27 protein-coding genes and 2 pseudogenes are annotated in these 26,117 nt (G+C 63.6%); 14 read left to right on the forward strand and 15 right to left on the reverse strand.

Features of this window, described 5'->3' with window-relative positions; genetic code table 11:
• Positions 1–98: 98 nt before the first annotated feature.
• From hslU to hslV, 4 genes are read right to left on the reverse strand one after another with little or no spacing between them, the layout of a single operon-like run.
• Positions 99–1,403 (reverse strand): ATP-dependent protease ATPase subunit HslU, encoded by a 1,305-nt coding sequence (gene hslU, locus BM190_RS00370; protein WP_092251328.1) that lies wholly within the window; start codon positions 1,401–1,403, stop codon positions 99–101.
• A gap of 49 nt (positions 1,404–1,452) precedes the next feature.
• Positions 1,453–2,070 (reverse strand): DUF2585 domain-containing protein, encoded by a 618-nt coding sequence (locus tag BM190_RS00375; protein WP_092251329.1) that lies wholly within the window; start codon positions 2,068–2,070, stop codon positions 1,453–1,455.
• Positions 2,067–2,549 carry a GNAT family N-acetyltransferase gene (locus BM190_RS00380; protein ID WP_092251330.1) on the reverse strand — a complete coding sequence of 161 codons (483 nt, stop codon included), beginning with the start codon at positions 2,547–2,549 and terminating at the stop codon, positions 2,067–2,069. Before BM190_RS00380 ends, BM190_RS00375 begins: the two co-directional genes overlap by 4 nt.
• 3 nt (positions 2,550–2,552) lie before the next feature.
• On the reverse strand, positions 2,553–3,113 hold the full coding sequence (hslV, locus tag BM190_RS00385) for an ATP-dependent protease subunit HslV (protein ID WP_092251331.1): 561 nt from the start codon (positions 3,111–3,113) through the stop codon (positions 2,553–2,555).
• 191 nt (positions 3,114–3,304) lie between these two features.
• Here hslV and hisB point away from each other — a divergent pair, with 191 nt between their 5' ends.
• From hisB to BM190_RS00425, 8 genes are all read left to right on the forward strand, one after another.
• Positions 3,305–3,898, forward strand: coding sequence for an imidazoleglycerol-phosphate dehydratase HisB (gene hisB, locus BM190_RS00390; RefSeq protein WP_092251332.1), 594 nt, complete (start codon positions 3,305–3,307; stop codon positions 3,896–3,898).
• Positions 3,899–3,963: 65 nt separating this feature from the next.
• Complete coding sequence (locus BM190_RS00395) at positions 3,964–4,494, forward strand: DUF2628 domain-containing protein (RefSeq protein WP_018323526.1); 531 nt, start codon at positions 3,964–3,966, stop codon at positions 4,492–4,494.
• Entirely contained in the window at positions 4,491–5,141 is a 651-nt protein-coding gene (gene hisH, locus BM190_RS00400; RefSeq protein ID WP_092251333.1) for an imidazole glycerol phosphate synthase subunit HisH, read from the forward strand. Before BM190_RS00395 ends, hisH begins: the two co-directional genes overlap by 4 nt.
• 166 nt (positions 5,142–5,307) lie before the next feature.
• The gene (hisA, locus tag BM190_RS00405; protein ID WP_092251334.1) at positions 5,308–6,045 is read left to right on the forward strand and encodes a 1-(5-phosphoribosyl)-5-[(5-phosphoribosylamino)methylideneamino]imidazole-4-carboxamide isomerase; all 738 of its coding nucleotides are present in this window, start codon (positions 5,308–5,310) and stop codon (positions 6,043–6,045) included.
• Positions 6,046–6,048: 3 nt separating this feature from the next.
• Positions 6,049–6,822: an imidazole glycerol phosphate synthase subunit HisF gene (hisF, locus tag BM190_RS00410; protein WP_018323523.1), complete on the forward strand. Its 774-nt coding sequence runs from the start codon at positions 6,049–6,051 to the stop codon at positions 6,820–6,822.
• A 90-nt stretch (positions 6,823–6,912) separates the two neighbouring features.
• Positions 6,913–7,233, forward strand: a complete 321-nt coding sequence (locus BM190_RS00415; RefSeq protein WP_018323522.1) for a phosphoribosyl-ATP diphosphatase — start codon at positions 6,913–6,915, stop codon at positions 7,231–7,233.
• A gap of 27 nt (positions 7,234–7,260) precedes the next feature.
• The gene (gene coaA, locus BM190_RS00420) at positions 7,261–8,217 is read left to right on the forward strand and encodes a type I pantothenate kinase (RefSeq protein ID WP_018323521.1); all 957 of its coding nucleotides are present in this window, start codon (positions 7,261–7,263) and stop codon (positions 8,215–8,217) included.
• A 100-nt stretch (positions 8,218–8,317) separates the two neighbouring features.
• Entirely contained in the window at positions 8,318–8,557 is a 240-nt protein-coding gene (locus BM190_RS00425; RefSeq protein ID WP_092251335.1) for an SIR2 family protein, read from the forward strand.
• 4 nt (positions 8,558–8,561) lie between these two features.
• Here BM190_RS00425 and BM190_RS00430 read toward each other — a convergent pair whose 3' ends face one another.
• The 5 genes and pseudogenes from BM190_RS00430 to BM190_RS00450 form a co-directional block, all read right to left on the reverse strand.
• Positions 8,562–9,620, reverse strand: coding sequence for an AI-2E family transporter (locus BM190_RS00430; RefSeq protein WP_092251336.1), 1,059 nt, complete (start codon positions 9,618–9,620; stop codon positions 8,562–8,564).
• Positions 9,621–9,846: 226 nt separating this feature from the next.
• Positions 9,847–10,476, reverse strand: coding sequence for a histidine phosphatase family protein (locus BM190_RS00435; RefSeq protein WP_092251338.1), 630 nt, complete (start codon positions 10,474–10,476; stop codon positions 9,847–9,849).
• A 104-nt stretch (positions 10,477–10,580) separates the two neighbouring features.
• Positions 10,581–12,818, reverse strand: coding sequence for an ATP-binding protein (locus BM190_RS00440; RefSeq protein WP_092251339.1), 2,238 nt, complete (start codon positions 12,816–12,818; stop codon positions 10,581–10,583).
• A 124-nt stretch (positions 12,819–12,942) separates the two neighbouring features.
• Positions 12,943–13,416, reverse strand: a complete 474-nt coding sequence (locus BM190_RS00445; RefSeq protein ID WP_092251340.1) for a hypothetical protein — start codon at positions 13,414–13,416, stop codon at positions 12,943–12,945.
• 96 nt (positions 13,417–13,512) lie between these two features.
• A pseudogene (locus tag BM190_RS00450) lies at positions 13,513–14,967 on the reverse strand (YifB family Mg chelatase-like AAA ATPase); the annotation flags it as partial.
• 202 nt (positions 14,968–15,169) lie between these two features.
• Between BM190_RS00450 and BM190_RS00455 the strand changes: the two are divergent.
• The 4 genes from BM190_RS00455 to BM190_RS00470 all read left to right on the forward strand — a co-directional run bounded on the left by BM190_RS00455 (position 15,170) and on the right by BM190_RS00470 (position 17,841).
• Positions 15,170–15,592 (forward strand): hypothetical protein, encoded by a 423-nt coding sequence (locus BM190_RS00455; protein ID WP_092251341.1) that lies wholly within the window; start codon positions 15,170–15,172, stop codon positions 15,590–15,592.
• Complete coding sequence (locus BM190_RS00460) at positions 15,589–15,894, forward strand: hypothetical protein (protein ID WP_143108990.1); 306 nt, start codon at positions 15,589–15,591, stop codon at positions 15,892–15,894. The genes BM190_RS00455 and BM190_RS00460 overlap by 4 nt, the downstream gene beginning before the upstream one ends.
• Positions 15,895–16,156: 262 nt before the next feature.
• The gene (locus BM190_RS00465) at positions 16,157–16,678 is read left to right on the forward strand and encodes a DUF4365 domain-containing protein (protein ID WP_143108991.1); all 522 of its coding nucleotides are present in this window, start codon (positions 16,157–16,159) and stop codon (positions 16,676–16,678) included.
• Positions 16,675–17,841: a hypothetical protein gene (locus tag BM190_RS00470; protein WP_092251344.1), complete on the forward strand. Its 1,167-nt coding sequence runs from the start codon at positions 16,675–16,677 to the stop codon at positions 17,839–17,841. The genes BM190_RS00465 and BM190_RS00470 overlap by 4 nt, the downstream gene beginning before the upstream one ends.
• A gap of 240 nt (positions 17,842–18,081) precedes the next feature.
• Here the strand turns inward: BM190_RS00470 and BM190_RS00475 are convergent, their stop codons facing one another.
• The 3 genes and pseudogenes from BM190_RS00475 to BM190_RS41825 form a co-directional block, all read right to left on the reverse strand.
• Positions 18,082–19,026: a ParB N-terminal domain-containing protein gene (locus BM190_RS00475; RefSeq protein ID WP_143108992.1), complete on the reverse strand. Its 945-nt coding sequence runs from the start codon at positions 19,024–19,026 to the stop codon at positions 18,082–18,084.
• Positions 19,027–19,031: 5 nt separating this feature from the next.
• Positions 19,032–20,702: a recombinase family protein gene (locus tag BM190_RS00480; RefSeq protein ID WP_092251353.1), complete on the reverse strand. Its 1,671-nt coding sequence runs from the start codon at positions 20,700–20,702 to the stop codon at positions 19,032–19,034.
• A 263-nt stretch (positions 20,703–20,965) separates the two neighbouring features.
• Positions 20,966–21,064 (reverse strand): annotated as a pseudogene (locus BM190_RS41825) (ATP-binding protein); the annotation flags it as partial.
• Positions 21,065–21,292: 228 nt separating this feature from the next.
• Here BM190_RS41825 and BM190_RS00490 point away from each other — a divergent pair.
• Positions 21,293–21,538 (forward strand): PilZ domain-containing protein, encoded by a 246-nt coding sequence (locus BM190_RS00490; protein WP_011083489.1) that lies wholly within the window; start codon positions 21,293–21,295, stop codon positions 21,536–21,538.
• A gap of 179 nt (positions 21,539–21,717) precedes the next feature.
• Positions 21,718–22,491, forward strand: coding sequence for a tetratricopeptide repeat protein (locus tag BM190_RS00495; protein WP_092251356.1), 774 nt, complete (start codon positions 21,718–21,720; stop codon positions 22,489–22,491).
• 21 nt (positions 22,492–22,512) lie between these two features.
• Here the strand turns inward: BM190_RS00495 and BM190_RS00500 are convergent, their stop codons facing one another.
• Genes BM190_RS00500 through BM190_RS00510 form a run of 3 tightly spaced genes read right to left on the reverse strand, consistent with a single transcriptional unit; the run spans position 22,513 to position 26,106 of the window.
• Complete coding sequence (locus tag BM190_RS00500) at positions 22,513–23,802, reverse strand: CpaE/TadZ family protein (RefSeq protein WP_092251357.1); 1,290 nt, start codon at positions 23,800–23,802, stop codon at positions 22,513–22,515.
• On the reverse strand, positions 23,799–24,533 hold the full coding sequence (locus BM190_RS00505; protein WP_092251359.1) for a CpaD family pilus assembly protein: 735 nt from the start codon (positions 24,531–24,533) through the stop codon (positions 23,799–23,801). The genes BM190_RS00500 and BM190_RS00505 overlap by 4 nt, the downstream gene beginning before the upstream one ends.
• A gap of 55 nt (positions 24,534–24,588) precedes the next feature.
• The gene (locus BM190_RS00510) at positions 24,589–26,106 is read right to left on the reverse strand and encodes a type II and III secretion system protein family protein (RefSeq protein ID WP_092251361.1); all 1,518 of its coding nucleotides are present in this window, start codon (positions 26,104–26,106) and stop codon (positions 24,589–24,591) included.
• Positions 26,107–26,117 lie beyond the last annotated feature (11 nt).

Consider the following 26,117-nt stretch of genomic DNA (forward strand, 5'->3'; position numbering starts at 1 on the left):
TCTAACAAGGACCGCTGGTGGTTATGGGTCCCCGCGCCCGTGCGCAATAGCGCACTAGGCGGGGACGACAGCGGAATAGATAGCGGACTGAATCCAAATTACAAAATAAACCGGCTCAAATCCGCGTTCTTGGCGAGATCACCCACGTGCTTCTGCACGAAATCCGCATCCACCTTGACGGTCTCGCCGCTGCGGTCGGGCGCGGTGAAGGAGATCTCGTCCAGCACCCGCTCCATCACGGTCTGCAGCCGGCGCGCGCCGATGTTCTCGACGGTGGAGTTGACGGCGACCGCGACGTCAGCGAGCGCGTCGATGGCGCCGTCGGTGATGTCGAGCGTCACGCCCTCGGTCTGCATCAAGGCGACATATTGCTTGATCAGCGAGGCCTCGGGCTCGGTCAGGATGCGGCGCATGTCGTCGCGGGTCAGCGCCTGCAATTCGACGCGGATCGGCAGGCGGCCCTGCAATTCCGGCAGCAGGTCCGACGGCTTTGCGACGTGGAAGGCGCCGGAGGCGATGAACAGGATGTGGTCGGTCTTGACCGCGCCGTGCTTGGTCGAGACCGTGGTGCCCTCGATCAAGGGCAACAGATCGCGCTGCACGCCCTCGCGCGAGACGTCGCCGGCGGCACGGCCTTCGCGCGCGCAGATCTTGTCGATCTCGTCGAGGAACACGATGCCGTTGTTCTCGACCGCGTTGATCGCCTCCAGCGTCAGCTGATCGGTGTCCAGCAGCTTGTCGGATTCCTCGTTGACGAGGATCTCGTGCGAGCCCTCGACCGTCAGCCGCCGAGTCTTGCTGCGCCCGCCCAGCTTGCCGAAGATGTCGCCGATCGAGATCGCGCCCATCTGCGCGCCCGGCATGCCCGGGATCTCGAACATCGGCATGCCGCTGCCGCCGCCTTGCGTCTCGATCTCGATTTCCTTGTCGTTGAGCTCGCCGGCACGCAGCTTCTTGCGGAAGGATTCACGCGTCGCGGAAGAGGCATTGGCGCCGACCAGCGCGTCGAGCACGCGCTCCTCGGCGGCGAGCTGCGCGCGGGCGTGCACGTCCTTGCGCTTCTTCTCGCGGACCTGGGCGATCGCGACCTCGACGAGATCGCGCACGATCTGCTCGACGTCGCGGCCGACATAGCCGACCTCGGTGAATTTGGTCGCTTCCACCTTCAGGAACGGCGCATTCGCCAGCTTGGCGAGTCGCCGCGCGATTTCCGTCTTGCCGACGCCGGTGGGGCCGATCATCAGAATGTTCTTCGGCAGCACCTCCTCGCGCAAGGAGCCTTCCAGCTGCTGCCGGCGCCAGCGGTTGCGCAGCGCGATCGAGACGGCGCGCTTGGCGTCGGCCTGGCCGACGATGAAGCGGTCGAGTTCGGAAACGATTTCGCGGGGAGAGAAGTCTGTCATGTCTGTCTAGCTAGGGCGGGAGGCGGTTAAGGACAAGTCGCTTTTTAGCTCAGATGATGGGCGGACCCGATTGCCATTGCTTCACGGCTTCGATCGGATGGATCAGCATCAGGATATTGAGCGTCAGATTGTCGCGAATGTGCAGCGCCAGCATGATCTCGAAGGCGAGCCCGAGCAGAACCGTCGCACTGACAGGCAGCGCGCGTGCAGCGAGGAACCCCAGGATCATGGCCAGATTGTCGGAGACCGAATTGACGATGCTGTCGCCGTAATAATCCAGCGAAATCGTGCCGGCGCGGTAGCGCTCGATGATGAAGGGCGAGTTCTCGACGATCTCCCAGGCGCCTTCGATCAGCATGGCGATGATGAGGCGGGCCGGCCAGGACAGAGACAGCAGGGGCAATCGCGCAAACAGCAGCCAGGTCAGGCCGTAGAACAGGAAGCCGTGGAGGACGTGCGAGAAGCTGTACCAGTCGGCGATGTGCTGGGAGTTCTCCGAGCTGTTCACCACGCCGTGCCACAGCTTGACATAGCCGCAGGTGCAGATCGGCACCCGCCCCATCGCGAACAGGATCGCAGCCTGCAGCGCCAGCAGCAGCAGCGCGATGCCGGCCCAGGCGAGCGGCGGAAACGCTGTCTTGACGGTGGTGGTTGCGGCAAGCGTCATGGCTCTCGGATCATCAGGAGGGCGGGACCATCGGGCGTAACGATCTCGTGCTGCGGCACGAATCCAGCCTTCTCATAGGCACGAATTGCGCGCGGATTGGCGGGGCTGGGGTCGATCACGATGCGCGGCACGCCGCGGGCAAAGAGCTGGTCGATGAAAGCGCGGATGAAAGCGGAGCCGTGGCCGCATCCGAGCATGTCGGCCTCGCCGATGAACTGATCGAGGCCGCGGGTCCCTACGGGCTGCGGGCCGAAGCTGACATGCCAATCGCTCATCTGGTAGCACTGCAGATAGGCGAAAGACCGGCCGTCAAGGCTGACGATGAACTGCGCCAAGTCGGGATGCTCGAGGTCGCCGCCGACGAGCTCGAGCGTCTCCGGATCATGCCACCATTCGGCAACATGCGGCGCGTCCAGCCAGCGCCGGATCATCGGCAGATCGGCCGCGGTCATCGGGCGGAAGGTGTAGGCAGGCGCCATGGCCTATCCCGCTGCCAGGCTCTCGATCGTCAAATTCCGGTTGGTGTAGACGCAGATGTCGGCGGCGATGTCGAGGGAGCGGCGGACGATGGTCTCGGCGTCCTTGTCGGTGTCGAGCAGGGCCCGTGCCGCCGCCAGCGCGTAATTGCCGCCGGAGCCGATCGCCATCACGCCGGCCTCGGGTTCGAGCACGTCGCCGGTGCCTGTCAGCACCAGGGAGACTTCCTTGTCGGCCACGATCATCATGGCCTCCAGCCGCCGCAAATAACGGTCGGTGCGCCAGTCCTTGGCCAGCTCGACCGCGGCCCGGGTCAGCTGCCCCGGATATTGCTCGAGCTTGGCTTCCAGCCGCTCAAACAGGGTAAAGGCGTCGGCGGTGGCCCCGGCAAAGCCGCCGATCACGTCGCCCTTGCCCAGTTTCCGGACCTTCTTGGCGTTGGACTTGATCACGGTCTGGCCGATCGAGACCTGGCCGTCGCCGCCGACCACCACCTTGCCGCCCTTGCGGACGGTCAAGATCGTGGTGCCGTGCCAGCCTGGCGAGCTGTTCTGGGAATCCTGCATGAATGATCCTCGTTGTTCGGCCTGATTTAGGCGGTCGGGGGCGGGGGCACAACGGGCCGTTCCGGGCCGAATTTCGCTCACCATAGGTGGAAGTGCCGGCCTGCCAAGGCGATCCCGCGGTAGCGAAGGCGTCATTTGGCTGTTAAAAGACCGGCGTTTTCGGCCCCGAGCCAGGATGAGAGCTAGTTTCAATGCGCACCGCGACGATCAAGCGCAAGACCAAGGAAACCGACATCGAGGTCTCCGTGAACCTCGATGGCACCGGCGTGGCCAACATCACGACCGGCATTGGCTTTTTCGACCATATGCTCGATCTCCTCGCCCGCCATTCCCGTATCGACCTCACGGTCAAGGCGGTGGGCGATTTGCACATTGATTACCACCATACCACCGAAGACACCGGCATCGCGCTCGGCCAGGCGGTCAAGCAGGCGCTCGGCAACATGGCTGGCATCACCCGCTATGCCGGCGTGCACATGCCGATGGACGAGACGCTGTCGCGCGTGGTCATCGACATCTCGGGCCGCCCGTTCCTGGTGTTCAAGGCCGACTTCCCCCGCGACAAGATCGGCGAGTTCGACACCGAGCTGGTGCGCGAGTGGTTCCAGGCCTTCGCCATGAACGCCGGCGTGACTCTCCACGTCGAGACCCTATATGGCGATAACAGCCACCATATCGCCGAGTCCTGCTTCAAGGGCCTGGCGCGGGCGCTGCGCACCGCGGTCGCGATCGATCCGAAAGCGGCGGGAGAAATCCCGTCCACCAAGGGCTCGCTCGGCGGCTGACCTCTTTCGGCTAGCGGCACGCGCCGCTTGCGGCATCACTGAATCCTTAAGAACGGGGCATTACCATGCCTGTCTACACAGTTCATGCTCCCTCCCCTGCCGGAGCCGATCTGCGCGCGACCGACAAGTTCGTGTTCGTGCGCGACGGATTCCATTTCTGGGCGATGATCCTCGGCCCGTTCTGGCTGCTGTGGAATCGGCTGTGGCTGGCGCTGATCGGCTGGGTGGTTTTCGTCGCGGCGTTCAACGCCGGACTGTCCAGCCTCGGCGTCGGACGCGGCTCGATCTTCTTCGCCGATCTCATCGTCGCGCTTCTGATGGGCTTCGAGGCCTCGAGCCTGCGCCGCTGGACGCTGTCGCGCGGCAAGTGGCGGCAGCTCGACGTGGTGGTTGGCGATGACGAGGACACTGCCGAGCGCCGCTTCTTCGAGCGCTGGAGCCAGAAGCAGCACGGCATCGTCAACGATCAATGGGCCGTCGATCGCGGCGGCCCGCCGCCGACCCGCAGCGTGCCGGGTCAGCAATTCTCGAATCCGCCGCCGCTTCCGGCCGGCGGCATCATCGGGTTGTTTCCAGAACCGGGAGGGTCAAGATGAGCGTCGCCATCATCGATTACGGTTCCGGCAATCTGCATTCCGCCGCCAAGGCGTTCGAGCGCGCCGCGCGCAGCCTCGAAAATCCGCAGAAGGTCTTCGTTACCAGTGATCCCGATCAGGCCTATGAGGCCGACCGTCTGGTGCTGCCGGGCGTCGGCGCCTTTGCCGATTGCCGGCGCGGGCTCGACGCCGTCAACGGCATGGTCGAGGCGATCACCGAAGCGGTGCGCGTCAAGGCGCGGCCGTTCTTCGGCATCTGCGTCGGCATGCAGTTGATGGCGACCCGTGGCAAGGAGCATGTCACGACCGATGGCCTGAACTGGATCGGCGGCGATGTCGAGAAGATCACGCCGCGCGACGAATGCCTGAAGATCCCGCACATGGGCTGGAACACGCTCGACGTGCTGCAGGAGCATCCGGTGCTGAACAAGCTGCCGCTCGGTCCGAAGGGCCAGCACGCTTATTTCGTGCACTCCTACCACCTCAACGCCGCCAACGAAGCGGACGTGCTCGCGCGCGCCGATTATGGCGGGCCTGTCACCGCGATCGTCGGCAAGGACACCGCCATCGGCACCCAATTCCACCCCGAGAAGAGCCAGCGCTTTGGCCTCGCTCTGATCTCGAACTTTTTGCGATGGAAACCGTGATGCCTACCGCTCTTGTTACCTCCCCCCTTGTGGGGGAGGTCGAATGCGCAGCATTCGGGAGGGGGGTAGCGGCAACGGCGGTGCCCGTGGCTTACCCCTCTCCCCAACCCTCCCCCACAAGGGGGGAGGGAGCGCACCCTGTGCGCGGAAAAATTCTGGCTCAATCATGATTCTCTTTCCCGCGATCGATCTCAAGAACGGCCAATGCGTGCGCCTCGAGCAAGGCGACATGGCGCGTGCGACGGTGTTCAACCTCAATCCTGCCGCGCAGGCGCAGAGCTTTGCCGAGCAGGGCTTTGAGTATCTCCACGTCGTCGACCTCGACGGTGCCTTCGCCGGCAAGCCGGTGAATGCCGAGGCCGTCGAGGCGATGCTGAAGACGATCAAGATTCCGGTGCAGCTTGGCGGCGGCATTCGCGATCTCGCCACCGTCGAAGCCTGGCTCGACAAGGGCATCACCCGCGTCATCATCGGCACCGCCGCGGTGCGCGATCCGGAGCTGGTGAAGGCTGCCGCGAAGAAATTCCCCGGCCGTGTTGCGGTCGGGCTCGACGCCCGCGACGGCAAGGTCGCGGTCGAAGGCTGGGCCGAAACCTCGCAAGTGACCGTGCTGGAGATCGCAAAGCGCTTCGAGGATGCCGGCGTTGCCGCCATCATCTTCACCGACATCGCGCGTGACGGCCTGCTCAAGGGCCTGAACCTCGATGCGACCATTGCGCTGGCTGATGCCATCTCGATTCCCGTGATCGCCTCCGGCGGCCTCGCCTCGATCGAAGATGTGAAAGCCATGCTGACGCCGCGCGCCAGGAAGCTCGCCGGCGCGATTGCCGGCCGGGCGCTCTATGACGGCCGGCTCGATCCAGCTGCGGCCCTCACCTTGATCCGCGACGCGCGCAGGAGCTGACACATGTTCAAGGTGCGCGTGATCCCCTGCCTCGACGTCAAGGACGGCCGCGTCGTCAAGGGCGTCAACTTCGTCGATCTCAGAGATGCCGGCGACCCCGTCGAAGCCGCCATCGCCTATGACGCCGCCGGCGCTGACGAGCTCACTTTCCTCGACATCACCGCGACCCATGAGAACCGCGGCATCATGCTGGACGTGGTCCGGCGCACGGCGGAAGCCTGCTTCATGCCTGTGACCGTCGGCGGCGGCGTGCGTGAGGTCAACGACATCAAGACGCTGCTGCGCGCCGGTGCGGACAAGGTCTCGATCAACAGCGCCGCGGTATCCCGGCGCGAGTTCGTCAAGGAAGCGGCCGAAAAATTCGGCGAGCAATGCGTGGTGGTTGCGATCGATGCCAAGCGCGTCAAGCGCCCCGGCGGCGACCGCTGGGAGATCTTCACCCATGGCGGGCGCAACTCGACCGGCATCGACGCGATCGAATATGCCCAGGAAGTGGTCTCGCTCGGTGCCGGTGAAATTCTGCTGACGTCGATGGACCGCGACGGCACGAGGCAGGGATTCGACATCCCGCTGACCCGGGCGATCGCCGACAGCGTTGCCGTCCCCGTGATCGCCTCGGGCGGCGTCGGCAATCTCGACCATCTCGTTGACGGTATCCGCGACGGCCACGCCACGGCCGTGCTTGCCGCCTCGATCTTCCATTTCGGGGAATTCACCATCCGCGAAGCCAAGGAGCACATGGCCCGGCGCGGACTGGCCATGCGCCTCGATGCATGACGACTCCCGTTCATAAAAGTGCTACATGAGGTAGCGGGGAATGGCCTCCGTGGCCAAGTGTGTTGCCAAGCGTGTTTCCGAGTAATTCCGATGCCGCGTTTCACGATCCACGATCTGGCCGAGACCATCGACGCCCGTGCGGCGGCGGGCGGCGAAGCGTCCTATACCCGCAAGCTCCTCGACAAGGGCGCCGAGCATTGCGCCAAGAAGTTCGGTGAGGAAGCAGTCGAAACCGTAATCGCAGCAGTCGAAAACGATCGCGCGCATCTGATCGCGGAGAGCGCAGACCTGCTCTATCACTTCCTTGTCTTGCTCAAGGCCCGCGGCGTAAAGCTGGAAGAGGTGGAAGCGGCGCTCGACAAGCGGACGAATATGTCAGGGTTGGAAGAGAAAGCGTCGCGTAAGGGCTAGTATAAGCCGCAACGGAAAGGTCGCGTTATGGATATCCGCGCACCCGAGCAGCAGTATAATCCGTACCGCATCTATTCGCGTGAGGAGTGGGCGCGTCTGCGCGACGATACGCCGATGACGCTGGAGCCGGGCGAGTTCGACCGGCTGCGCTCGCTGCACGATCGCCTCGATCTCAAGGAAGTCGAGGATATTTATCTTCCGTTGTCACGCCTGCTCTCGATCTATGTCGATGCGATGCAGCGCCTGTATTATGCGGAGCGCCAGTTCCTCAACATCCGCGACCGCAAGGTGCCCTACATCATCGGCGTCGCCGGCTCGGTCGCGGTCGGAAAATCCACCACGGCCCGCGTGCTCCAGGCCCTGCTGGCGCGCTGGTCGCCGCGTCCGAAGGTCGAACTCATCACCACCGACGGATTCCTCTATCCGAACGCCGTGCTCGACCGGCAGGGCATCATGCAGAAGAAGGGCTTTCCGGAAAGCTACGACCTGCCGCTGCTGCTCAGCTTCCTGTCCGACATCAAGTCCGGCCGCCGCCATGTGCGTGCGCCGGTCTACTCGCATCTGACCTACGACATCGTGCCGAACCAGTGGGCCGAGATCGACCAGCCCGACATCCTGATCGTCGAGGGCGTCAACGTGCTGCAGACCGGCAAGCTGCCGCGCGACGGCAAGGCGGTGCCCGTGGTCTCCGACTTCTTCGATTTCTCGGTCTATATCGACGCCGACGAAGCCGCGCTGCGGCAATGGTACATCAAGCGCTTCCTGGCGCTGCGCGACACCGCATTCACCAATCCGAAGTCCTACTTCAACCGCTATGCGCTGTTGTCGGACGAGGAAGCCACTGCCACCGCGATCGCGATCTGGGAACGCACCAACCTCGCCAATCTCGAGGACAATATCCTGCCGACCCGCCCTCGCGCGACGCTGATCCTGAAGAAGGGCGCCGACCACACCGTGGAGAGCGTGGCGCTCAGGCGTCTGTAATCGCGGCGGTCGGCGGATCCTGCGCGTTCGTGCAGCGGTATCTTTTGTTGCAGACCGACGAGAGGTATTGGGCTAAGACCTTGGAAAACGCGAGGTCTCGATGGTTGATCGTCTCAGAAGTGCTGCGGAACAACTCGAAGCACCGACCTGTCCGGATTGCCATGTCGAGATGAGGTGGTTCCGCTCGGAACTGCTCGCGGACGAGCCGGTTCCGGTGATCGCGCATCTCTTCGTATGCCCGCATTGCAAGCGGGCGGCAAAAACGGACACCGTCTTCCAGAACACTCCGGGGCCGCCCGACAAGCTCTCCGCGCCGCGCTTCATCGCTTACGCCGCGTAGCAGGTCATTTCCGGGCTTCCTGTTGCTCTTTCGAGCGGACGTAGACCTGCCAGGCCGTCAGGAACATGGCCGCGACGAGTGGGCCGATGACGAAGCCGTTTGCACCGAAAGCCGCAAGGCCGCCCAGGGTGGCGAGCAACACAATGTAGCTTGGCATCCGGATCGACTGCCCGACCAGGATGGGGCGAAGAAAGTTGTCCGCAAGGCCAATCACGAAGGTGCCAAAAGCGAGCAGGATGATTCCCTTCGTGACTGAGCCTGCCACGAGCAGATAGAGCCCGGCCGGAAACCACACCAGTGCGGAGCCAAGCACGGGCAGAAGCGAGAGCAGCGCCATCAGCGCGCCCGCCAGGAGCGGTGCGGTCAGTCCGAGCAACCAGAAGATCACCCCGCCAAGCGCGCCCTGAATCAGGGCAACGAGGATGATTCCCTTGATCGTCCCGCGTACCGCCAGGGTGAACGCAGTCAGAATCTCGGCGCTGTGGCTCGCACGCAGCGGCAGGGCGTCGCGGATGCGCGCGTTCAGCTCGTCACCGTCGCGCAGCAGAAAGAACAGCAGGTACAACATCACGAGCAAGCTTGCGACGAATTCGAGGGTCAACTGACCGATGTTGATCGCGTGCCCGGCCAGCTGTTGGCCGGCCGGGACGAGCAGACCCGACAGGCGTTCCTTCAGGGCCGAAAAATCGATGCTGGCGAGGCGATCCGCCATGGGAGCAGCCCAGTCAGGCAGTGCGGATTTCAGCTGCTGAAGCGGATGAGCAAAGCTGATCTCCCCCGACTGAACCCGCTGATACAGCTCCCCTCCCTGGTCGATGAGCGAGGCGATGACGATCGCGACAGGGATCAAGACGATCACCACCACGACGACAACGGTGGAGAATGCGACAAGGTTACGCTTTCCCGGCAGGGTTTCCAGGAAGCGTCGATAGAGCGGGGCGAAGATGATGGCCAGCAGCGTGGCCCACAGCAATGCTCCGGAGAAAGGCCAAAGCACCCAGCCAAACGCGACCGTGATTGCGGCAAGCAATGCGAGAAATGAGCGGTCTTCCGATGTTCTCACCTGTTCGCCAGCCTTTCAGTCGGAACTCGCAAGACGTGGGTATCACAAGACGATCGTGCGGGGGCAAGTCGGACAAGGTCAATCTGTCCGCGGCGTGTCGGCAATGTCTCGGCAAATCTCAGTTGCCGAGACATTGGCCGGATACCCTCCACGTGAGCCGGCTCGTCGAGGCCGGGGAAATCCGGCCCCTCCATCACACCAGCGAACAGGGTCGAATGCGGGCGCTTCACTTGCCGGCTTTGGCGCTCCAATCCGCAGGCTTGATGCGTCCGGCAAAGGTGGCGGGGCCGGCGCTGCCGGCCTTGTAAACGAAAGCCTCGCCTTCCCCGACGTCGCCGGCCTCCTTGCCAAAGGCATCGGCGATGTTCGTCTTGTGGGTGACCAGGAAATTGTTGGTACCAGCTTTCGGCGGCGCGTCGACGAGCTGGCGCACCGCCTGTCCGGCCTTTGCATTGGCGCCGGTCGGGTTTGCCATTCCCGATGCGCTGGCGTTGCTGCTGTCCGTCAACGCGTCAACCGGCTTGACCTCGCGGCCGGAGATCAGCTTGCCGGCCTCGATCGCACGGTTGAGTCGGCTGGTGTAGACATCGCCGATCGGGATCTCGAGGTCCTTGACCGCTGCCCCGATCTGGCGCGCCATGTCCCTGCCCTTTTCGCTGAGCTGACGCTGGGCGCTCATGTCGTCGAACTTGAAGGGGTAGACGTCCTTTTGACTGTCGTCGGTGGCGGTGTGCCGAAAGATCAGCACGTAGCCGCCTTGCTTGAGCGAGGTGATGAGCTCCGGCGTATCGGCCGCGGCGTGTCGGGAAAATCCAGCGAGAAGAACAATGAATACGAGGCGGCAAAGCACGTTCATGCGCGAAACCCTCCTGCAAAGGCCCCCGGAGAATGGTGGCGCGCAACGCGGTCGATTTCAATTATCGATTGCTGATGGGATGAGGTTCCCGTGAGGTTTTCGGATCAGACTGCCAGCCGCCGTGACGCCGCCAGCCCTGCCAGCGCTTCGTCCAGCTTGTCGCGATCGAGCGGCTTGATCAGGAATCCGTTCATGCCCGCCTCGAAGCAGGCATAACGGTCCTCCACCAGCGTATTGGCGGTGAGCGCGAGGATCGGCGTGTGGTGGCCGCCGGTCGCGGCCTCATGCGCGCGGATGCGCTTCGTCGCCTCGATGCCGTCGAGCTGCGGCATCTGGATGTCCATCAGCACGAGATCATAGGGCGTGCCGGCCGATGAAGCGGCGAGCCAGGACTCCAGCGCGGCCTCGCCGTGCACGGCGATGACGACGCGATGGCCGAGCTTCGTCAGCAGCGAGCGCATCAACAGCGCGTTGATCTCGTTGTCCTCGGCGACGAGGATCGACAGGCCTTTGGTCGCTGCTTTGGCCGGTGTCGCGCCGGCAGCTTCCGCCGGCGGTTCCGGCGCCAGATCGGGCGAGGCCACCTCCGGCGTCATCGCAAGGCGCGCGGCAAGCGAGGCCGCCCGAAGCGGCTTCACCAGAAAACCGGTGAAGGCCGGCGACAGCTTTTCGTGGCGCGAGCTGGAGGTCAGCAGCACGAGGCGCTGCAGCGCATGCGCGCGGGCCAGTTCGCCCAGCTGGTCGGCCGCGGCAGGGCCGATCGCACGATCGATCAGCACCGCGTGCCATGAGCGTTCCGGCAGCAGCGCTTCGGCGACCGCGGCATCCGCAACCATGCAGGTCTGGCCACCCCAGCGCTCGAGGCGCCGCGCGATCAGCGAGGCCTCGATGCCGTCGGCGACGAGGAGCATCGACTTGCCGGTGAGGTCGGGGCTCGGAAAGGCCGTCTGTCCCGCACTGGCTTGCGAGGGCGGAAGCGGCACCGCGATCTCGAAGGTCGAGCCTTTGCCCGGCTCGCTTGCGAGCGTGATCCGGCCGCCCATGCGCTTGACGATGCGTTCGCTGATGGCAAGGCCAAGCCCGGTGCCGCCATAAGTGCGGGCGACGCGCTCGTCGGCCTGCTCGAATTCGCGGAAGATGCGCTGCTGCGCCTCCGGCGCAATGCCGATACCGGAGTCGCGGACCAGGAAGCTGATCTCGTTCGGCCAGATACCGGGCTCGACGATCAGCGCGACGCCACCGCTCCCGGTGAACTTGATGGCGTTGCCGGCGAGATTGAGCAGCACCTGGCGCAGCCGCGCCGCATCGCCGACCACCTCCAGCGGCAGGCGCTCGTCGACATAGGCGGCGATCTCCAGCGTCTTGGCCTGCGCGCGGGGCGCGAGCAGCTCGGTGATCTCCTCGACCAGGGTCGAGAGCGCGAAGGGACGCTGCTCCAGATCAAGCTTGCCGGCCTCGATCTTGGAATAGTCGAGCAGTTCCTCGATCAGCGCCATCAAGGCTTCGCCCGAGGTTTTCACCGCCCTGGCGTACGTCCCCTGCTCCGGAGTCAGATTGGTGTCGAGCAGGAGGCCGCCCATGCCGATGATGCCGTTCAGCGGCGTGCGGATCTCGTGCGAAGCCATCGCGAGGAAGCGCGATTTGGCGCGGTTGGCAGCGTCGGCCTGGTCGCGCGCGTCGGATAGAGCGCGTTCGGTCTCGGTGCGGTCGGTGACGTCGCGCCCCACGCTCTGCAATTCGGCGGGCTGTCCGGCATCGAGGCGGACATAACCTTCGCGCCAGGCGATCCAGCGCGCGCCGAGCGGGGCTGCGATCTTCTGGTCGTGGATGCGTGTGCCGCTGCTCTCGCGGGCGCTGTCGCCCTGCTCCAGCACGTCGAAATCGAAACGCGTGCCGACCAGCGCGCTGCGCGCTTGTCCCGCGAGCGCGCAATAGGCTTCGTTGGCAAAAGTGATGCGGCCATCGGTAGCGCGCAGCACGATGAGGTCGCCTTGCTGCTCGAACAGACTGCGGGCGCGTTCTTCCGCCTCCTTCAGCTCCCAATTGCGGTCGATCAGCGCCTCGTTGTGGGCGGCGAGGGTGCGCAGCCGCTTGTTCACGAAACGCAGGCGCATGCTCAGCGTCGCAAGGCCGAGGCAGGCGAGCGCGAACAGGAAGCTCGCGCCGATCGCAAAGGTGTGGGGATCGTAGCCGGAACTTTCGGACCGGCTGCCGGACACGAAACCATAGGCGCCGCCGAACGTCGCCGAGAAGATCATGAAAGAGCGGATCGCGAAGGCGATGCGGGGATGCTGTCGCCTGAAACGGCGCATGCGCACCTTGATCCGGAACGTCCGACCCATCGCACCGACCCCGACTCTTTTTCGAATTCCGCCACCCGCCGTCTGCGACGATGTCGCGCCGACCTTGCGAACAGCTTGAGGCTTTGGCGCTGCCTCCAAACAGGGTTGACGAGGTGTTAACGCTTCAGAGCGAGGCGGCCTGGAGCGGGAGCGGGCGATGGCCACCATGGGCGCCGACGATCAGCGCCGCGGCCTCGCGCTGCGAGAACGACTTCGAGCGCACATAGATGCGGTAATCCGCCGGCCCTTCGGTGGAGAGATAGATCACCTGGCCGCCATCGACGGGCTGAGCGGCAATCGAGACCAGGCGCGTCGAGGGATTGGCCTGACAGGAATCCGGCTCGGAACCGAGACCGTCGTCGACCACGGCGAAGTCCGCAGTATCGGCATCGTCGGTGATCTGAACCCGCACTGTGGCCCGGGCGGGATCTTCGGTGAAGGCGACATGGACGGCGGCCGTCCAGAACAGGGAGGTGAGCTCGACCGAGGTTTCGCCGAGGGCGATGCAGGGATGCGAGACCGAACCGATCTCCGCGCGGGCGAACACCGCAGCCGCCAACAAGGGAACAACCGAGGCCAGGAACTTGAAACGCAACATGACACTCTACCCGTCCGGGCCCGGGGAACTCATTGGGCCTTATGGTTTGCAGAGCGTAAAGGAAACTCGTTACCGCCGGGTTGATGCGCGGAATGATCAAGCCATCTGCCGCACATCCTCCGCGAGTGCGCGGTAGGACAAGGCTTCGGCGAGATGCAGCCGGCCGATCTTGTCGGCGCGATCGAGGTCGGCCAGCGTGCGCGCCACCCGCAGCACGCGGTGATAGCCGCGCGCCGACAGCCGCATGGTCTCGGCGGCGTCGCGCAGCAGCTTCTGGCCCTGCGCGTCCGGCTTTGCGATCTCCTCCAGCACGGAGGCAGGAGCCTCGGCATTGGTCCGAACCTTGGGCAGGCCGGCATCGGCATAACGCGCGAGCTGAATGTCGCGCGCCGCGGCCACGCGGGCGGCGACCTCCGCGGAGCCTTCCGCCGGCGGTGGCAGGATCAGATCCGCCGCGGTCACGGCCGGCACTTCGATGCGCAGGTCGATGCGGTCCATCAGCGGGCCGGAGATGCGCGCCTGATAGTCGCCGGTGCAGCGGTCGACGCGGCCGCGCTTGCAGGCATAGCCCGGCTCGAACGCGTTGCCGCAGCGGCACGGATTCATCGCCGCGACCAGCATGAAGCGGGCAGGATAGGTGACGCGGTGATTGGCGCGCGACACCGCGACTTCGCCGTTCTCCAGCGGCTGCCGCAGTGAATCCAGCACGCGCGGATCGAACTCCGGCAATTCGTCGAGGAACAGCACGCCCTGATGCGCCAGCGAGATCTCGCCGGGTTTTGCACGCATGCCGCCGCCGGTGAGCGCGGCCATGCTGGCGGAATGATGCGGCGAGCGGAACGGCCGCCGCGCGGTCAGCGCGCCGCCCTCGATCTCGCCGGCGACGGAGGCGATCATCGAGACCTCGAGCAGTTCGCTCGGTGACAGCGGCGGCAGGATCGAGGGCAGGCGCGCCGCCAGCATCGACTTGCCGGCGCCGGGCGCGCCGATCATGAGCAGATGATGCCCGCCGGCGGCGGCGATCTCCAGCGCGCGCTTGGCACTTTCCTGACCCTTGATGTCGCGCAGGTCGAGCGTCGAGGCCGCGGGCTCATGCACCTTCGGTGACGGCCGCGACAGCACCTGCGTGCCCTTGAAGTGGTTGGCGATCTGGATCAGCGAGCTTGCTGCGATGATCTGGATGTCCGGGCTCGCCCACGCCGCTTCAGAACCGCACGAGACCGGGCAGATCAGCCCTTCCTCGCGCATATTGGCGCCGAACGCGGCGGGAAGAACGCCGGCCACGGGCGCGATCGAGCCGTCGAGGCCGAGCTCGCCGAGCACGGTGAAGCCGGTCAGCGCATCCGGCGGGATCGCGCCGATCGCCGCCATCAGGCCGAGTGCGATCGGCAGGTCGTAATGACTGCCTTCCTTCGGCAGGTCGGCCGGCGCCAGATTGACGATGATCCGCCGCGCCGGCAGCGCCAGGCCGGAGGCGATCAGCGCCGAGCGCACCCGCTCGCGCGCCTCCGACACCGCCTTGTCCGGCAGGCCGACGATCGCAAAGGCAGGTCGTCAATGACAAATATTTGGGTCCCATCTGGTCGCGTGGACCCTATTTTGGCCTTTCCCACCCTCTCGGCTTCAAATCTACTTGCCTTTAAGGTGCTGCCGCCGCCCGGCTCCAGCCTGCCGACAGGTTCCGGTCGAGGCGTAGCCGTGATACCAAGTTCGTCGGTAATCGCTGCCGTAAGGACGGTCCCTCCCAAAGCCCATGAATTGGTCAGCATTCTTTCCTGTTCCCGCCTTCATCAACGGGGCACGCAGCACCGTCCTGCAAACGCTTTCCTGGATGATGGTGCTTCTCATCACAGCCCTCGTAGCTTCTGGTATCGCCCACGTATCCGAGTGGCTTCTTGTGCTGCTCGCCGTTCTGCTCTCTATCAACTTCCTCGTGTTCATCCTTGCCTATTTGTATTTTGCTAAGACCAATCCGGAATTCCTTCGGTCCGAGCAGTTCGCAATTCGTAAGCTGGAAATCGAGCACCGGCTTGTGGGCGACGACACCACCGGCCCTATGGAAGACATAGTGGACGGTGAGGTCATTGAGGAGCCTCGTAGGCTCGGGAGGCCTCCGCAACTCATTAGCGCGAAGCCTGCAGCGTCGAAGCGGTCCAAGCCGAGAGGCACCAAATGAGCCGCTTCATTGTTGCTACAGACGACATGACTAAAGACCAAGAGCGCGCGTTCCTTGAGTATCTCAAAGAGAACCGGGTGGGCTGGTGGCACTACCTGAAAAACCTCTGGCTGGTCGATACCACTCGCTCGGCGTTCACTGCCGCTGCAATTCGGGACAAGTTGGCCGATGAAATTGCGCCCGGTGTGAACCTTTTGGTCTTCCGCATAGACGGGACGACCGACTGGGCGGGCATGGGCCCGGACGATGAAAAGAGAAGCATGTTTCGGTGGCTCCTCCACAACTGGAAAGACCCGACTTAGTTTGCTCCTCCTAAGTGCTTAGACGGGCCGAGTTTCTCAGCCCCTGAATGGGTCCCCTTTTTACTACCGGGCCCCTTTCAGAGCGACCCGGCCCCCCCGACTTCAAACTGCTCGGCTTCAAGGGGCGGCCGCCGCCGAACTTGCATCAGCGGCTTCGCTCCCCGATCTCCGGAGTTGCGCAACAGGGCTTGTATTGCGTTAAGTTGCAATTCAATAAATTGTCGTACTGATCAGCGCTCGCGTGGGGCAAACGGGTCTCGAAATGCCAACGGTTTCGCCGTACGCGGCGACCTCTCACAGACAGGATGAGTTCTCAGGGGCCTACATTCGGGCGGTGTGTGCCGCTGCCGGGTGTTCGCTGTCAGTGCCCAGCATCGATCACGACAAGATTGACTACTCCGTAAAATCGCGGGTGATAGGGTTGGTCAGGACAAAGCCTCAAATTGACATCCAAGCTAAGTGTCAAATGAGCGGCCTCGCGTCATCGGACCCGATTTCCTATCCGCTGGATCTTGAGACTTATGACAATCTGCGGGACCCATTGGTCAGCATTCCAAGAATACTGGTGCTGGTCTTAGTTCCGCCTAACGTCAACGAGTGGCTTAGTCAGTCGCACAGGGAGCTTGTAATGAGCCATTGCGCCTATTGGCTTTCGCTCAAGGGCGCCGCCGAGAGTTCGAACACCACCACGCAAACGGTTCATCTTCCGAAGAACAACGTCTTCAATCCGGCCGCCTTGCAAGTCATGATGTCCAACACGAGCAACGGATTAGACCTCTCGTGAGAGCAGTCATAAAGGACGCACAGGCTATTGGCTCGCTGACGCCAATCAATGTCGTTGGCTACCTGCGTTCGCGTGGCTGGCAAAGGTTCAGCGAGGTGCCCGGAAAATTCTCTGTGTGGTTCCATAGCGCACATCCGGAGGCCGAAATCCTCGTCCCCGCAACGAGAGACGCGCGGGATTATGTCACTCAGATTTCTGAGGCGCTCCAAGAACTGGAGACCGTCGAGAACCGATCCCAGCTCGACATCCTCAAGGACCTGCGCAATTCCGGGTTCGACGTCATTCGGCTCGCTGCGCGCGGTGCAAGCACTCAAGACGGTACTGTCCGCATCGATGCTGGCGTGCGGCTCTTCGAGCAGGCACGAGAACTCCTTCTTTCCGCTGCATGCGCTACGGTAAGGCCTCGGCCCGTATTTCACTCGCGAAAGCCTCAGCCTGCACTGGAGTACATGTCGAAGGCCCGGCTTGGCCAAACCGAACACGGAAGCTACGTGCTAACGGTGCTCTCTCCAGTATCCCCCCAGCTCACCTTCCACAGCGACACCGACCTCTTTCCGGAGGAGCCCTTTGAACGCTCGGTCGTCAAAATGCTTACCGGAGCGGTGGAGCGAGCGATGAACGCCGCTGCAGCTTCTTCGATTTCTGAGGAGCAAGACTTCGGGCCTTTCCAACGTGCTGTTGACGGCGGCGTTAGTGCCAACCTGTGCGAAGCGATTGCCGGCTTCTTCGGGCCCATCGATGCTTCTGCGATTGATCTTACGGTAGCGTGGTCTCTTAACCGGCCTCTTCCTGCGGACAGCGTGCCAGCGAGGGTGCGGATAAACTCAGATTTTGTGCCCACCCTCCAGGAGGCGGCGCGTCTTTTTCGGCAATACGACAGGCTCGGGGGCTATTTGATAGAGGGCCCGGTCGTGAAGTTAGAAAGGGACGATGGGGACGACTTTGGGTTCGTTACGGTGTTCGCGCGGGTAGAGGGCACGATGCGCAAGGTTACGGTCGCCCTACCCGATGCCGACTATAATAGAGCCTTGATGGCGCATCGCGCATACCGTCCTGTAAAGGTCACGGGCACGGTCGTACGGGAGGGGCGCTCGTATAGGCTTTACAACCCCACGGCCTTGGAGATTGCGCACGATGACGAGGATCCTGCCGAGGAGGCTTAGCTGACACTACCGCACGGGGTCCACGGTGGCCCTCGACGGTTTCGTTAGAGCATTATCGCCACCTCAATATCCCGAAGATAGTCATAAACTGGGACTGCAGGGCCGTCCGGCGCTTGCGCTGGGTGGAGTTAGCCTTGAGGGAGGCTTGGCTTCCTCTCGCGATGTAATATTAGTTCCGTTTCGGCCCTAAAGCCAGCGTATTCCGAGGGTGCAATTTGCACGTCCTGTATTTGCACTCCTTCAGAACTCGAGGTCCGGAGGTGGGTTGGTGATCCGTGCTGCCAGCTCCGTGATCAGCTCTGGATAGTCCCCGGCCCATTCTTCGATCAGAGCTTCAGGCAACCTCTCGCTCAACATCCTAAGCGCCATGGCAGCAATCTCGATGTCTGCCAGCAACCCAATCTCAGCATTGTGTCGCCTGATAAGTTCAGCGACCTCTTCCGCCTTCTTTTCCTTCCAAGTATCAGCGTCAAAGTCCGCGTCTGGCTCGATCCCTTCGCGGAGGTCTCTGGCCGCCTTCCAAGTTATCGTCGGGAGCTTCTCCCGCTGCTCATCGCTTAGGTCCGTGCGCGCGTTCAGCTCCTTCCAGACCTGTTTCATGGCGAATGCGGTCCGGCGGGAAATGGTGGTGTGCTCGGCCACCTCGTCGGCGGTCAGGTTTCCGATGTTTTCCTTTGTGATCCTCCAAGCCGCTGCGCTCTTTTGGCCCGGCGTCATGCGTAGCTTGTCTCGGACATTGCCTGCGATAGCCCGCAGCCGCGCCTGATCCAATGTGCCGGTGAATACCTCCACCGGGATGTCCTTCTTCCACTTCGCGGTGTCATACGCGCCAAGGCGATGGTGGCCATCAATCACGTAAAATCTTTTCCCTACTTGCCAGACCAGTAGGCGCGTTAGGGGTGCCTTTTGGTTTCGCAGGTCTTTCGCGAGTGTGTAAATGTGGTTCTCGCGCTCCCAGCGGTCTTGCTTTGGACCCCCGCGCCACTGGAAGGCCTCCTCGGCAACGTAAATGGCGCTGCGCGGCAGCGAGCGCTTCACCGGCCCTTGTGTCGGCTTTGCCTTCTCGCTGTCAGCCTTCAACTCTGCGGCCGTCTTCCCGCTATCCTTTGGCATTACGATGTCAGCACGTGTCACGCGTGGGCCTCGCGGTGCCCGCTGCACCTTCTTGTTGGTTTTCTTGGCCACTCGGCTCACCCTTCTTTCGTGTTCGTTGGATGTGTGTGGTCAGGAAACAATGCGCGCATTGGCGGCTTCGTTTCCCGAAAGTCTTCCCAACTCATGTGTCGAGTAGCACACGGAACGTCCTGCACTTCGTCAGAGTGGTGCCACCGGACCCAGAGGTGTCCCTGCTCCGGATCGAGCACAACGCGTCGTATGGCGTCCCTCAGGACCCCATTGATCTCCACGGTGTCTGTGTTGCCGCTCAGTGCGCGTTCCACCGCCTTGAGGCGGTCCTTAACGCTGGCGGTGGTCAGCGTGTCCCTTTGAGCCCTCAGGTCCCGAAGTTCCTTCTTAAGGCTCTTGAGGCGCTGCTCCACCTCTCTCAGTTTTCGCGACGCTGCCGTCGCCTCAGGTGTCCCCCGCTCTTCGGCGATTAGCTGCAGCAAATCGGATGCAAGGGTTTCCATTCCGTCCGCCTCAGCCTGCGTCCGCTCAATCAGCTTTTCCAGCGCTGCGGTGCTCTTCCCTCTGGGCGCATCCTTGACCAGCCGCCGTGCGTTCTCTCTCAGCGCCTTCTCGACGGTGTCATACCGCACGGCCTGATAGGGGTGTCCGTCCGCTCGCATGTTGGCTCGGGAGCACACGAGGTACACGTACTGACCCTTGGCGACCCTCGTGACCGCGTGTCCGCAAGTGGCGCAGAACACGATGCCGGCCACGATGGATTTCGGCGCCTGTCTGGCGTTGCGCCCGCGTGCCGCCGTTGTGCTGAGCTTGCGGTGAACTCTCCAGTATGTGTCCGCATCGACAGCGGCCGGAAACAGGTTCTCCACGGGTGCCATAGGTTCGTCACGGCGCGCTCGGGTAACCTCATCATGCGTTGTAGTGTGTGGCGTGAAGGTCCCAATAGGTGCGGTACTCGTGAGCACCTTGCGGATGTAGCTCGTGCGCCAGTGATCTGCGGTTCTCTGCTTTCCGCTTCTGCCCCACGTCGGGACGCCGCGTTGGTTGAAGTCGCGGGCTATGCGCTCAAGCCCGTCACCCGCGTCCATGCGCTTAAACATTTCGCGCACGAGGTCGGCACGCTCCTTGATCAAGGTGTATCGCTGATCGTCCTCAGACCACCTGATCCAAGCGGGTGTCTGCCGGGTGTATGGCTTGCCTTCAAGTCCGTGTTCTGCAAGTCGCTTTTTCTTTCGCGCCTTGGCGTCGCCGATGAGTTGAGCTTTCCGCACGCTCTCTTTGTTCGCGCGGATCAGCTCCAACACAACGAGCAAGAGGGCCTCTGGCTCGCGTTCGAGGCGCGCCAATGAGTAGGCCTCAAAGTTCGTCAAGGTGACCACGGTGATGCCGCTGACGATCAGTTGGCTGAACAGCGCCTGTGCGGTGATGATGTCGGCACGCGACAGACGATCCATGTTCTCGATCAGCAGGTAGCTTCCCCGCTCGACATAACCTTTCCGAACGGCCTCAAGGAACTCCCCGAGCGCCCCTGTGCGGGCGTTCTTACCGCGGAACGCGGACACGCCCAGGTCGGTCATGTTCAACTCGGTGTCCAACGTCAGCCCATGCTCAAGTGCATACTTGGCCGCCTTCTCGCTCTGACGCTGCAGGCTGGCTCCAGCGGCTTGCGAAGGTGTCGAGAACCTGACGTATGAGTACGCCTTGGTCTGGGCTTCGGTGTACGGAGGGGCGTCCATGGCTCAGCCTCGGTCCGTAGCGTCGGCTCTCAGGGCTTCCAGCGGCTCGGTCGTATCCGCCAGTCCCCCGTACGCCTGCCGCTGTACGACGCGCTCTCCAAGGCTCCCAAGGCCTTCCAGCGGCCGCGCCACCGGAGCCATGACACAAACAGGCTTACTGGTGCTCTTCAGCGCAACGATGCTAACCGGGTTCCAAAATTCCATTGCAATCTCCGTGTGATACTGATTGCCGCCGCCGTATAGCGTTGGCATTCACACTCTGCAATGGCGAAGGCCGGCAAGCCCGGCGCGACCTGCACCTGCACGTCGACCGCACGGGCCTCGATCCCCTCAAAGGCGACGGTGGAAACCCGCTGAACCATGCTCAAACCAGCCTGCCCCTCTCGCACAATTAGGGGTAGCAGAGGCGGGCCGCTTCCGCAAGAACAATACGGGAACGATCCCGAACGGGCAGCAAGCCCTAACCAAACGTAAACACCACGCCGACACTAAGCCTCGAATGCCAGCTTCTGTCCTCAGCACATTCCAACGAATGTCCGCTACTCCTAAGGCTGCGGGATGGGCCGTGGTCTAACGGGTGAACAATTCAAATGCTTGCAAATCGCCGGAGAAGCGAACGTCGGGTATGCAGCCGGCTCGCCAAGATCCATTTTGGCGCGGGCTCGCTGCCGCGGGACTGCACGATCACCGATATTTCGGATGGCGGCGTGAAAGTGGTGGCGGAATTCCTGGAAGTGCCGCCGCAATTCACCATCATCTTCGCACCCGATTATTCCCGCCAGTGCCGCCTGCGCTGGCGCATCGGCTGCGAATTCGGTGCCGAGTTCACCGACTAAAGCGCGACGCGATGAGGATGAATCGCATCGCGCTTTAGGTTGTTGTTCAAGCAAGGTCTTTTCGGAAAACCGCTGCGCACTTTTCCGGATCATGCTTTGAGATCTCCCAAGCCGCGTCCTTAACGAGAATTTAGCGTTAATCGGTAAGCATCTCTGATCAGTTGCCGAGTGATCAGAGTATGTCCAAGCGTTCGTCCCTCGCCTCTCCCCCGGCGAGATTGCTGCTTCCCGCACTTCTGGTGCTCGCCTTGGGTGGCTGCCAGACCGCCGGCATCGAGGATGTGACCGGCGCGCTCGGTGTCAGATCGGAAACGGCCGTCAAGGCCGATGCCAAGCCGGAAATGGATGCGTTGCGCGAGCGCTATCGCGCCAAGCCCAGTGATCCCAACATTGCGCTCGCCTACGGCAAGGCGCTGCGCGAGTCCGGCCAGCGCGCGCAGGCGGTTGCGGTCATGGAGCAGGCGGTGCTCGCCCATCCCAGCAACAAGGCGCTGCTCGCCGGCTATGGCCGCGCGCTCGCCGACAGCGGCAATTTCCAGCAGGCCTTCGACGTCCTCAGCCGCGCGCATACGCCCGAGGATCCGGACTGGCGCATCCTGTCGGCGCAGGGTGCGGCGCTCGATCAGCTTGGCCGCAACGAGGAGGCGCAGCAATATTATGCCGCGGCGTTGAAGATCGTGCCGGACGAGCCGACCGTGCTGTCCAATCTCGGCCTGTCCTATATGCTGCAAAACAATTTGCCGAAGGCCGAACAGGTGCTCGGCCGCGCTTATCAGCGCAATCAGAACGATGCGCGGGTCCGCGCCAACCTCGCGCTCGTGCTGGGATTGCAGGGCCGCGAGGCCGAGGCCGAAATCCTCATGAAGGCCGATTTGCCGCCGGACCAGGCCGCGGCCAAGGTCGCGGCGCTGCGGCAGCTGCTGGCGAAGAAGCAGCAGCGGGCGGACAAGTAATCCGCCCCTTTTGGTGTACGCTTACGACGCCTTGCGATGCGGCGCCGAGTTGCGGCTTGACTTGCCCTTCAGCTTCTTCAGCAGCGGTCCGAGCAGCGAGCGCTTCGGCTTCTTCACCTCGCCGCGCCCGGCGAGGCGGTTCGCCATGTTCTGGAACAGCTCGGTGGTGCGGTGGCTCTTGGAGACCTCCGCGATCATCTGGCCGTTATTGGCTGCGGTGGAGAACAGTTTCGAATCGAACGGGATCACCGCGATCGGCTGGCTTTCCATGGTCTTGGCGAACGCCTTGACCTCGATCTCTGCGCGCTTGTGCATGCCGACCTGGTTGAGGCAGTACAGCGGTGGCCGGTCGTTCGGCCGCGCCGCCTTCAGCACGCTCAGCATATTCTTGGTGTTGCGCAAATTGGCGAGATCGGGCTCGGCCACGATGACGATGTCGTCGGCGTTCACCAGTGCGCGCCGCGTCCAGCCGGACCATTGGTGGGGAACGTCGAGCACGATGCAGGGCGTGGTCATGCGCAGCGTGTCGAACACGGCGTCGAAAGCTTCGGCGCCGAAATCATAGACGCGGTCGAGGGTGGCAGGCGCCGCGAGCAGGCTGAGGCGCTCGGTGCATTTGGAGAGCAGGCGCTCCATCAGCGCCGTGTCCGGCCGGTCCTGCGACAGCACCGCGTTGGCGATGCCCTGCACGGGGTCCTGGTTGTAGTCGAGGCCCGCGGTGCCGAAGGCGAGGTCGAGGTCAATCACGACGGAATCGAGCGCGAGGTCACGCGCGATGGTCCAGGCCACATTGTGCGCGACCGTGGAGGCGCCGACGCCGCCCTTGGCGCCGACCACCGCGATGACGCGGCCGGTGATGATGGCCTCGGAGGCCGAGAACAGGCTGCAGATCGAGCGGACGACGTCGAGGGTTTCGACCGGTCCCACCACGTAATCGTTGACGCCGCGGCGCACCAGCTCGCGATAGGGCGCGGTGTCGTTGGGATTGCCGATCACGACCACGCGGGTGCCGGGGTCGCAGACGCCGGCGAGGTCGTCCAGTCCCTCGAGAATGTCGCGCGTACCGTCGGATTCGATCACGATCACGTTCGGCGTCGGCATCGATTCATAGACTTCGATCGCCGCGGCAAGGCCACCGTCCTTGGCGGTGAGGTGCGCCTTGGCGAGCCGGCGGTCCTGCCCTGCCGCGGTCACCGCGGCGAGCGTCTTATCGGTCTCGCAAAAAGCCTGCACCGAGATGCGGGGAACCGGCGCAATGTGTTCCTCGGGGTGCTGCGGATCGTCCGCTTCTTCGTCGTGAATGCCCGTCATTTGCCTGTGTCGCTGAGCTTGGCCTTGTCGGCCTCGGAATTGGGAGTCGAGATCGCAGTGCCCTTGCGATAGCGATCAAAGGCGATGTCGCGCCGCGCGGTATAGGCCGGCGTCTCGGATCGCGGCTGCTCCAGGTCGGCCGGATTGTCGATCATCGCGGCGAGATTACGCTGGCTGGCGCAGCCCAGATTGAAGTAGGGCCGATTCTCGTTGTAGCCGGGATCGAGGATGTTAGGACCGAGGTCTTCCGGCCACAGCCCGCAAGGGCCGGCGACCGCGGCGATCTTCGAATAGCTCAGACGGATGGTGGGCAGCAGCCCGGGATCCTCAGGGCGATAGGGGTGCTGGACGATGGCACGCGACGGCACGCCACCGGATGCGAGCACGGAACGGATTTCCCGATAGGTCGCAGCCGCCGCGCGCGAATTCGCGCTGTCGACGGGAACGTCGACGACGACGGAGCCGGTGCCTTCTCGCACCCAGTCCCGGGCGATGCCCGCGACGTCCGAATGCTGCGCGGCCGACAGGCCACCCCTCGCCTTGCCGACGAAGATCACGATTGACTTCTTGCCTTCCTGCACCGCGATCGGGTGGCGCTGGCGATAGTCGGTCGGCACCGTCTGGGTGACGATCTCGCCGGTGGTGTTGCAGGCGCCCAGCATGAGGGAGAGTCCCGTCAGTGCCAGCGCGACGCCCAGATTGCGACGTCGATCGGCTGTCGTCTTCGTCATCGCTTCATCCCCTCTTGCCCCAAATCCCGCCCCGTTCCCCAGCCGTCCGTTCGTCTCAGTCGATGATGAAGCCGAAATCGCCGGGCGCGCCGGCGATCGGATCGACGCGACGCGCGATGCCATAGAGGCGGTTCATACGGCCGAGCAGCGCGGTCTGCGCGTCCGAGGCCGGGGCGAAGCCGTCGTCGGGCCGCGCCAATTCCTTCTGAGCAACCGCGCGCACCACATAGGGCGTCACGATCACCATCAGCTCGGTCTCGTTGTTGACGAAGTCCTGGCTGCGGAACAGCGCGCCGATGATCGGCACCTGGTCGACGCCGGGCAGGCCGTTGATCGCCTGCTTGGTCTGTTGCTGGATCAGGCCGGCCATCGCCATCGAGCCGCCGGAGGGAATCTCCAGCGTCGTCTCGGCGCGGCGGGTCTGGATCGAGGGGATGGTGATCGAGTTGCTCGAGGTCGAGGACACCGCCTGCGTCAACGTGATCGAATTCGTATTCGACAGCTCCGAGACCTCGGTCATCACGCGCAGGCTGATGCGGCCTTCGCTGAGCACGACCGGGGTGAAGTTCAGGGAGATGCCAAACTTCTTGTAGGTGACCTGGGTGGTGCAGACGTGGGTGACCGGATCGCAGGAATAGCCTGCCGGAATCGGGAATTCGCCGCCGGCAATGAAGGTGGCGGATTCGCCTGAGATCGCGGTCAGGCTCGGTTCGGCGAGCGTGCGCATGACGCCGGCGCTTTCCATTGCGCGCATGGTGGCGCTGACGGTGGCGACGCCCTTGGCGAGGCCGGCAACGCCGAGCCCGTTGCTGCCGACGATCGGGCCGCCCGAGACCGAGAACGGGTTGGAATTGTTGAAATTCACCACCGCGGTGCCGGCGTTCAGGCTGGCGCTGAGATCGACGCCGAGCTGCTTGACGATGTCGCGGCGCACTTCGCCGACGACGACCTTGAGCATCACCTGGTCACGGCCGCGCACGACGATGCTGTTGACGACCTTGTCCGAGCCGCCGACCAGCTTTGCGGCGACCTCGCCGGCCTGCTGGGCCTCGACCGGGCTCGACACCGATCCGGTCAGCATCACGCTGTCGCCGACGCCTTCGATCTGGACGCCCGGCAGCGACTGGCGCAGGGCCGCGCGCATGCCGTTGAGGTCGCGCTTCACTGCGATGTCATAGGAGGCGACCTGCTGGCCGTCGGCGGTGAAGAACACGACGTTGGTCTGGCCGACCTGACCGCCGATGATATAGGCGCGCTGGGCCGAGCGGATCACTGCATTGGCGATCTTGGGATCGGCCACCAGCACGTCCTTGACCTCCCGAGGCAGGTCGATGACGACGGACTTGCCGACGCCAAGCGAGAGAAAACGCGTCTTCGCCGGTGCGATGGTCGCGACCGACGACACGCCGAAATCCGGTGCCTGCATCGGCGCCTGGTCGCCGACCGGCGCATCCGTCGCGCTGACCAGGTCGGGGGCTGCGAGCAGCCCCAGCATCAGCATCGTCCCCGTCCAGAACGAGCGCGTGCGCTTCCCCCGAGGGCGCACGCCCGTCCGATCATCCCCGTAGTTCATGCTATCCCCAT

The sequence above is a fragment of the Bradyrhizobium sp. Rc3b genome, from assembly GCF_900114915.1.
Lineage (GTDB): Bacteria > Pseudomonadota > Alphaproteobacteria > Rhizobiales > Xanthobacteraceae > Bradyrhizobium.

Coding starts and splice junctions, on each gene's coding strand:
- hslU (WP_092251328.1), bottom strand. CDS start 1,403: ATGACAGACTTCTCTCCCCGCGAAATCGTTTCCGAACTCGACCGCTTC.
- BM190_RS00375 (WP_092251329.1), bottom strand. CDS start 2,070: ATGACGCTTGCCGCAACCACCACCGTCAAGACAGCGTTTCCGCCGCTC.
- BM190_RS00380 (WP_092251330.1), bottom strand. CDS start 2,549: ATGGCGCCTGCCTACACCTTCCGCCCGATGACCGCGGCCGATCTGCCG.
- hslV (WP_092251331.1), bottom strand. CDS start 3,113: ATGCAGGATTCCCAGAACAGCTCGCCAGGCTGGCACGGCACCACGATC.
- hisB (WP_092251332.1), top strand. CDS start 3,305: ATGCGCACCGCGACGATCAAGCGCAAGACCAAGGAAACCGACATCGAG.
- BM190_RS00395 (WP_018323526.1), top strand. CDS start 3,964: ATGCCTGTCTACACAGTTCATGCTCCCTCCCCTGCCGGAGCCGATCTG.
- hisH (WP_092251333.1), top strand. CDS start 4,491: ATGAGCGTCGCCATCATCGATTACGGTTCCGGCAATCTGCATTCCGCC.
- hisA (WP_092251334.1), top strand. CDS start 5,308: ATGATTCTCTTTCCCGCGATCGATCTCAAGAACGGCCAATGCGTGCGC.
- hisF (WP_018323523.1), top strand. CDS start 6,049: ATGTTCAAGGTGCGCGTGATCCCCTGCCTCGACGTCAAGGACGGCCGC.
- BM190_RS00415 (WP_018323522.1), top strand. CDS start 6,913: ATGCCGCGTTTCACGATCCACGATCTGGCCGAGACCATCGACGCCCGT.
- coaA (WP_018323521.1), top strand. CDS start 7,261: ATGGATATCCGCGCACCCGAGCAGCAGTATAATCCGTACCGCATCTAT.
- BM190_RS00425 (WP_092251335.1), top strand. CDS start 8,318: ATGGTTGATCGTCTCAGAAGTGCTGCGGAACAACTCGAAGCACCGACC.
- BM190_RS00435 (WP_092251338.1), bottom strand. CDS start 10,476: ATGAACGTGCTTTGCCGCCTCGTATTCATTGTTCTTCTCGCTGGATTT.
- BM190_RS00440 (WP_092251339.1), bottom strand. CDS start 12,818: ATGGGTCGGACGTTCCGGATCAAGGTGCGCATGCGCCGTTTCAGGCGA.
- BM190_RS00445 (WP_092251340.1), bottom strand. CDS start 13,416: ATGTTGCGTTTCAAGTTCCTGGCCTCGGTTGTTCCCTTGTTGGCGGCT.
- BM190_RS00455 (WP_092251341.1), top strand. CDS start 15,170: ATGAATTGGTCAGCATTCTTTCCTGTTCCCGCCTTCATCAACGGGGCA.
- BM190_RS00460 (WP_143108990.1), top strand. CDS start 15,589: ATGAGCCGCTTCATTGTTGCTACAGACGACATGACTAAAGACCAAGAG.
- BM190_RS00465 (WP_143108991.1), top strand. CDS start 16,157: ATGCCAACGGTTTCGCCGTACGCGGCGACCTCTCACAGACAGGATGAG.
- BM190_RS00480 (WP_092251353.1), bottom strand. CDS start 20,702: ATGGACGCCCCTCCGTACACCGAAGCCCAGACCAAGGCGTACTCATAC.
- BM190_RS00490 (WP_011083489.1), top strand. CDS start 21,293: ATGCTTGCAAATCGCCGGAGAAGCGAACGTCGGGTATGCAGCCGGCTC.
- BM190_RS00495 (WP_092251356.1), top strand. CDS start 21,718: ATGTCCAAGCGTTCGTCCCTCGCCTCTCCCCCGGCGAGATTGCTGCTT.
- BM190_RS00500 (WP_092251357.1), bottom strand. CDS start 23,802: ATGACGGGCATTCACGACGAAGAAGCGGACGATCCGCAGCACCCCGAG.
- BM190_RS00505 (WP_092251359.1), bottom strand. CDS start 24,533: ATGACGAAGACGACAGCCGATCGACGTCGCAATCTGGGCGTCGCGCTG.
- BM190_RS00510 (WP_092251361.1), bottom strand. CDS start 26,106: ATGAACTACGGGGATGATCGGACGGGCGTGCGCCCTCGGGGGAAGCGC.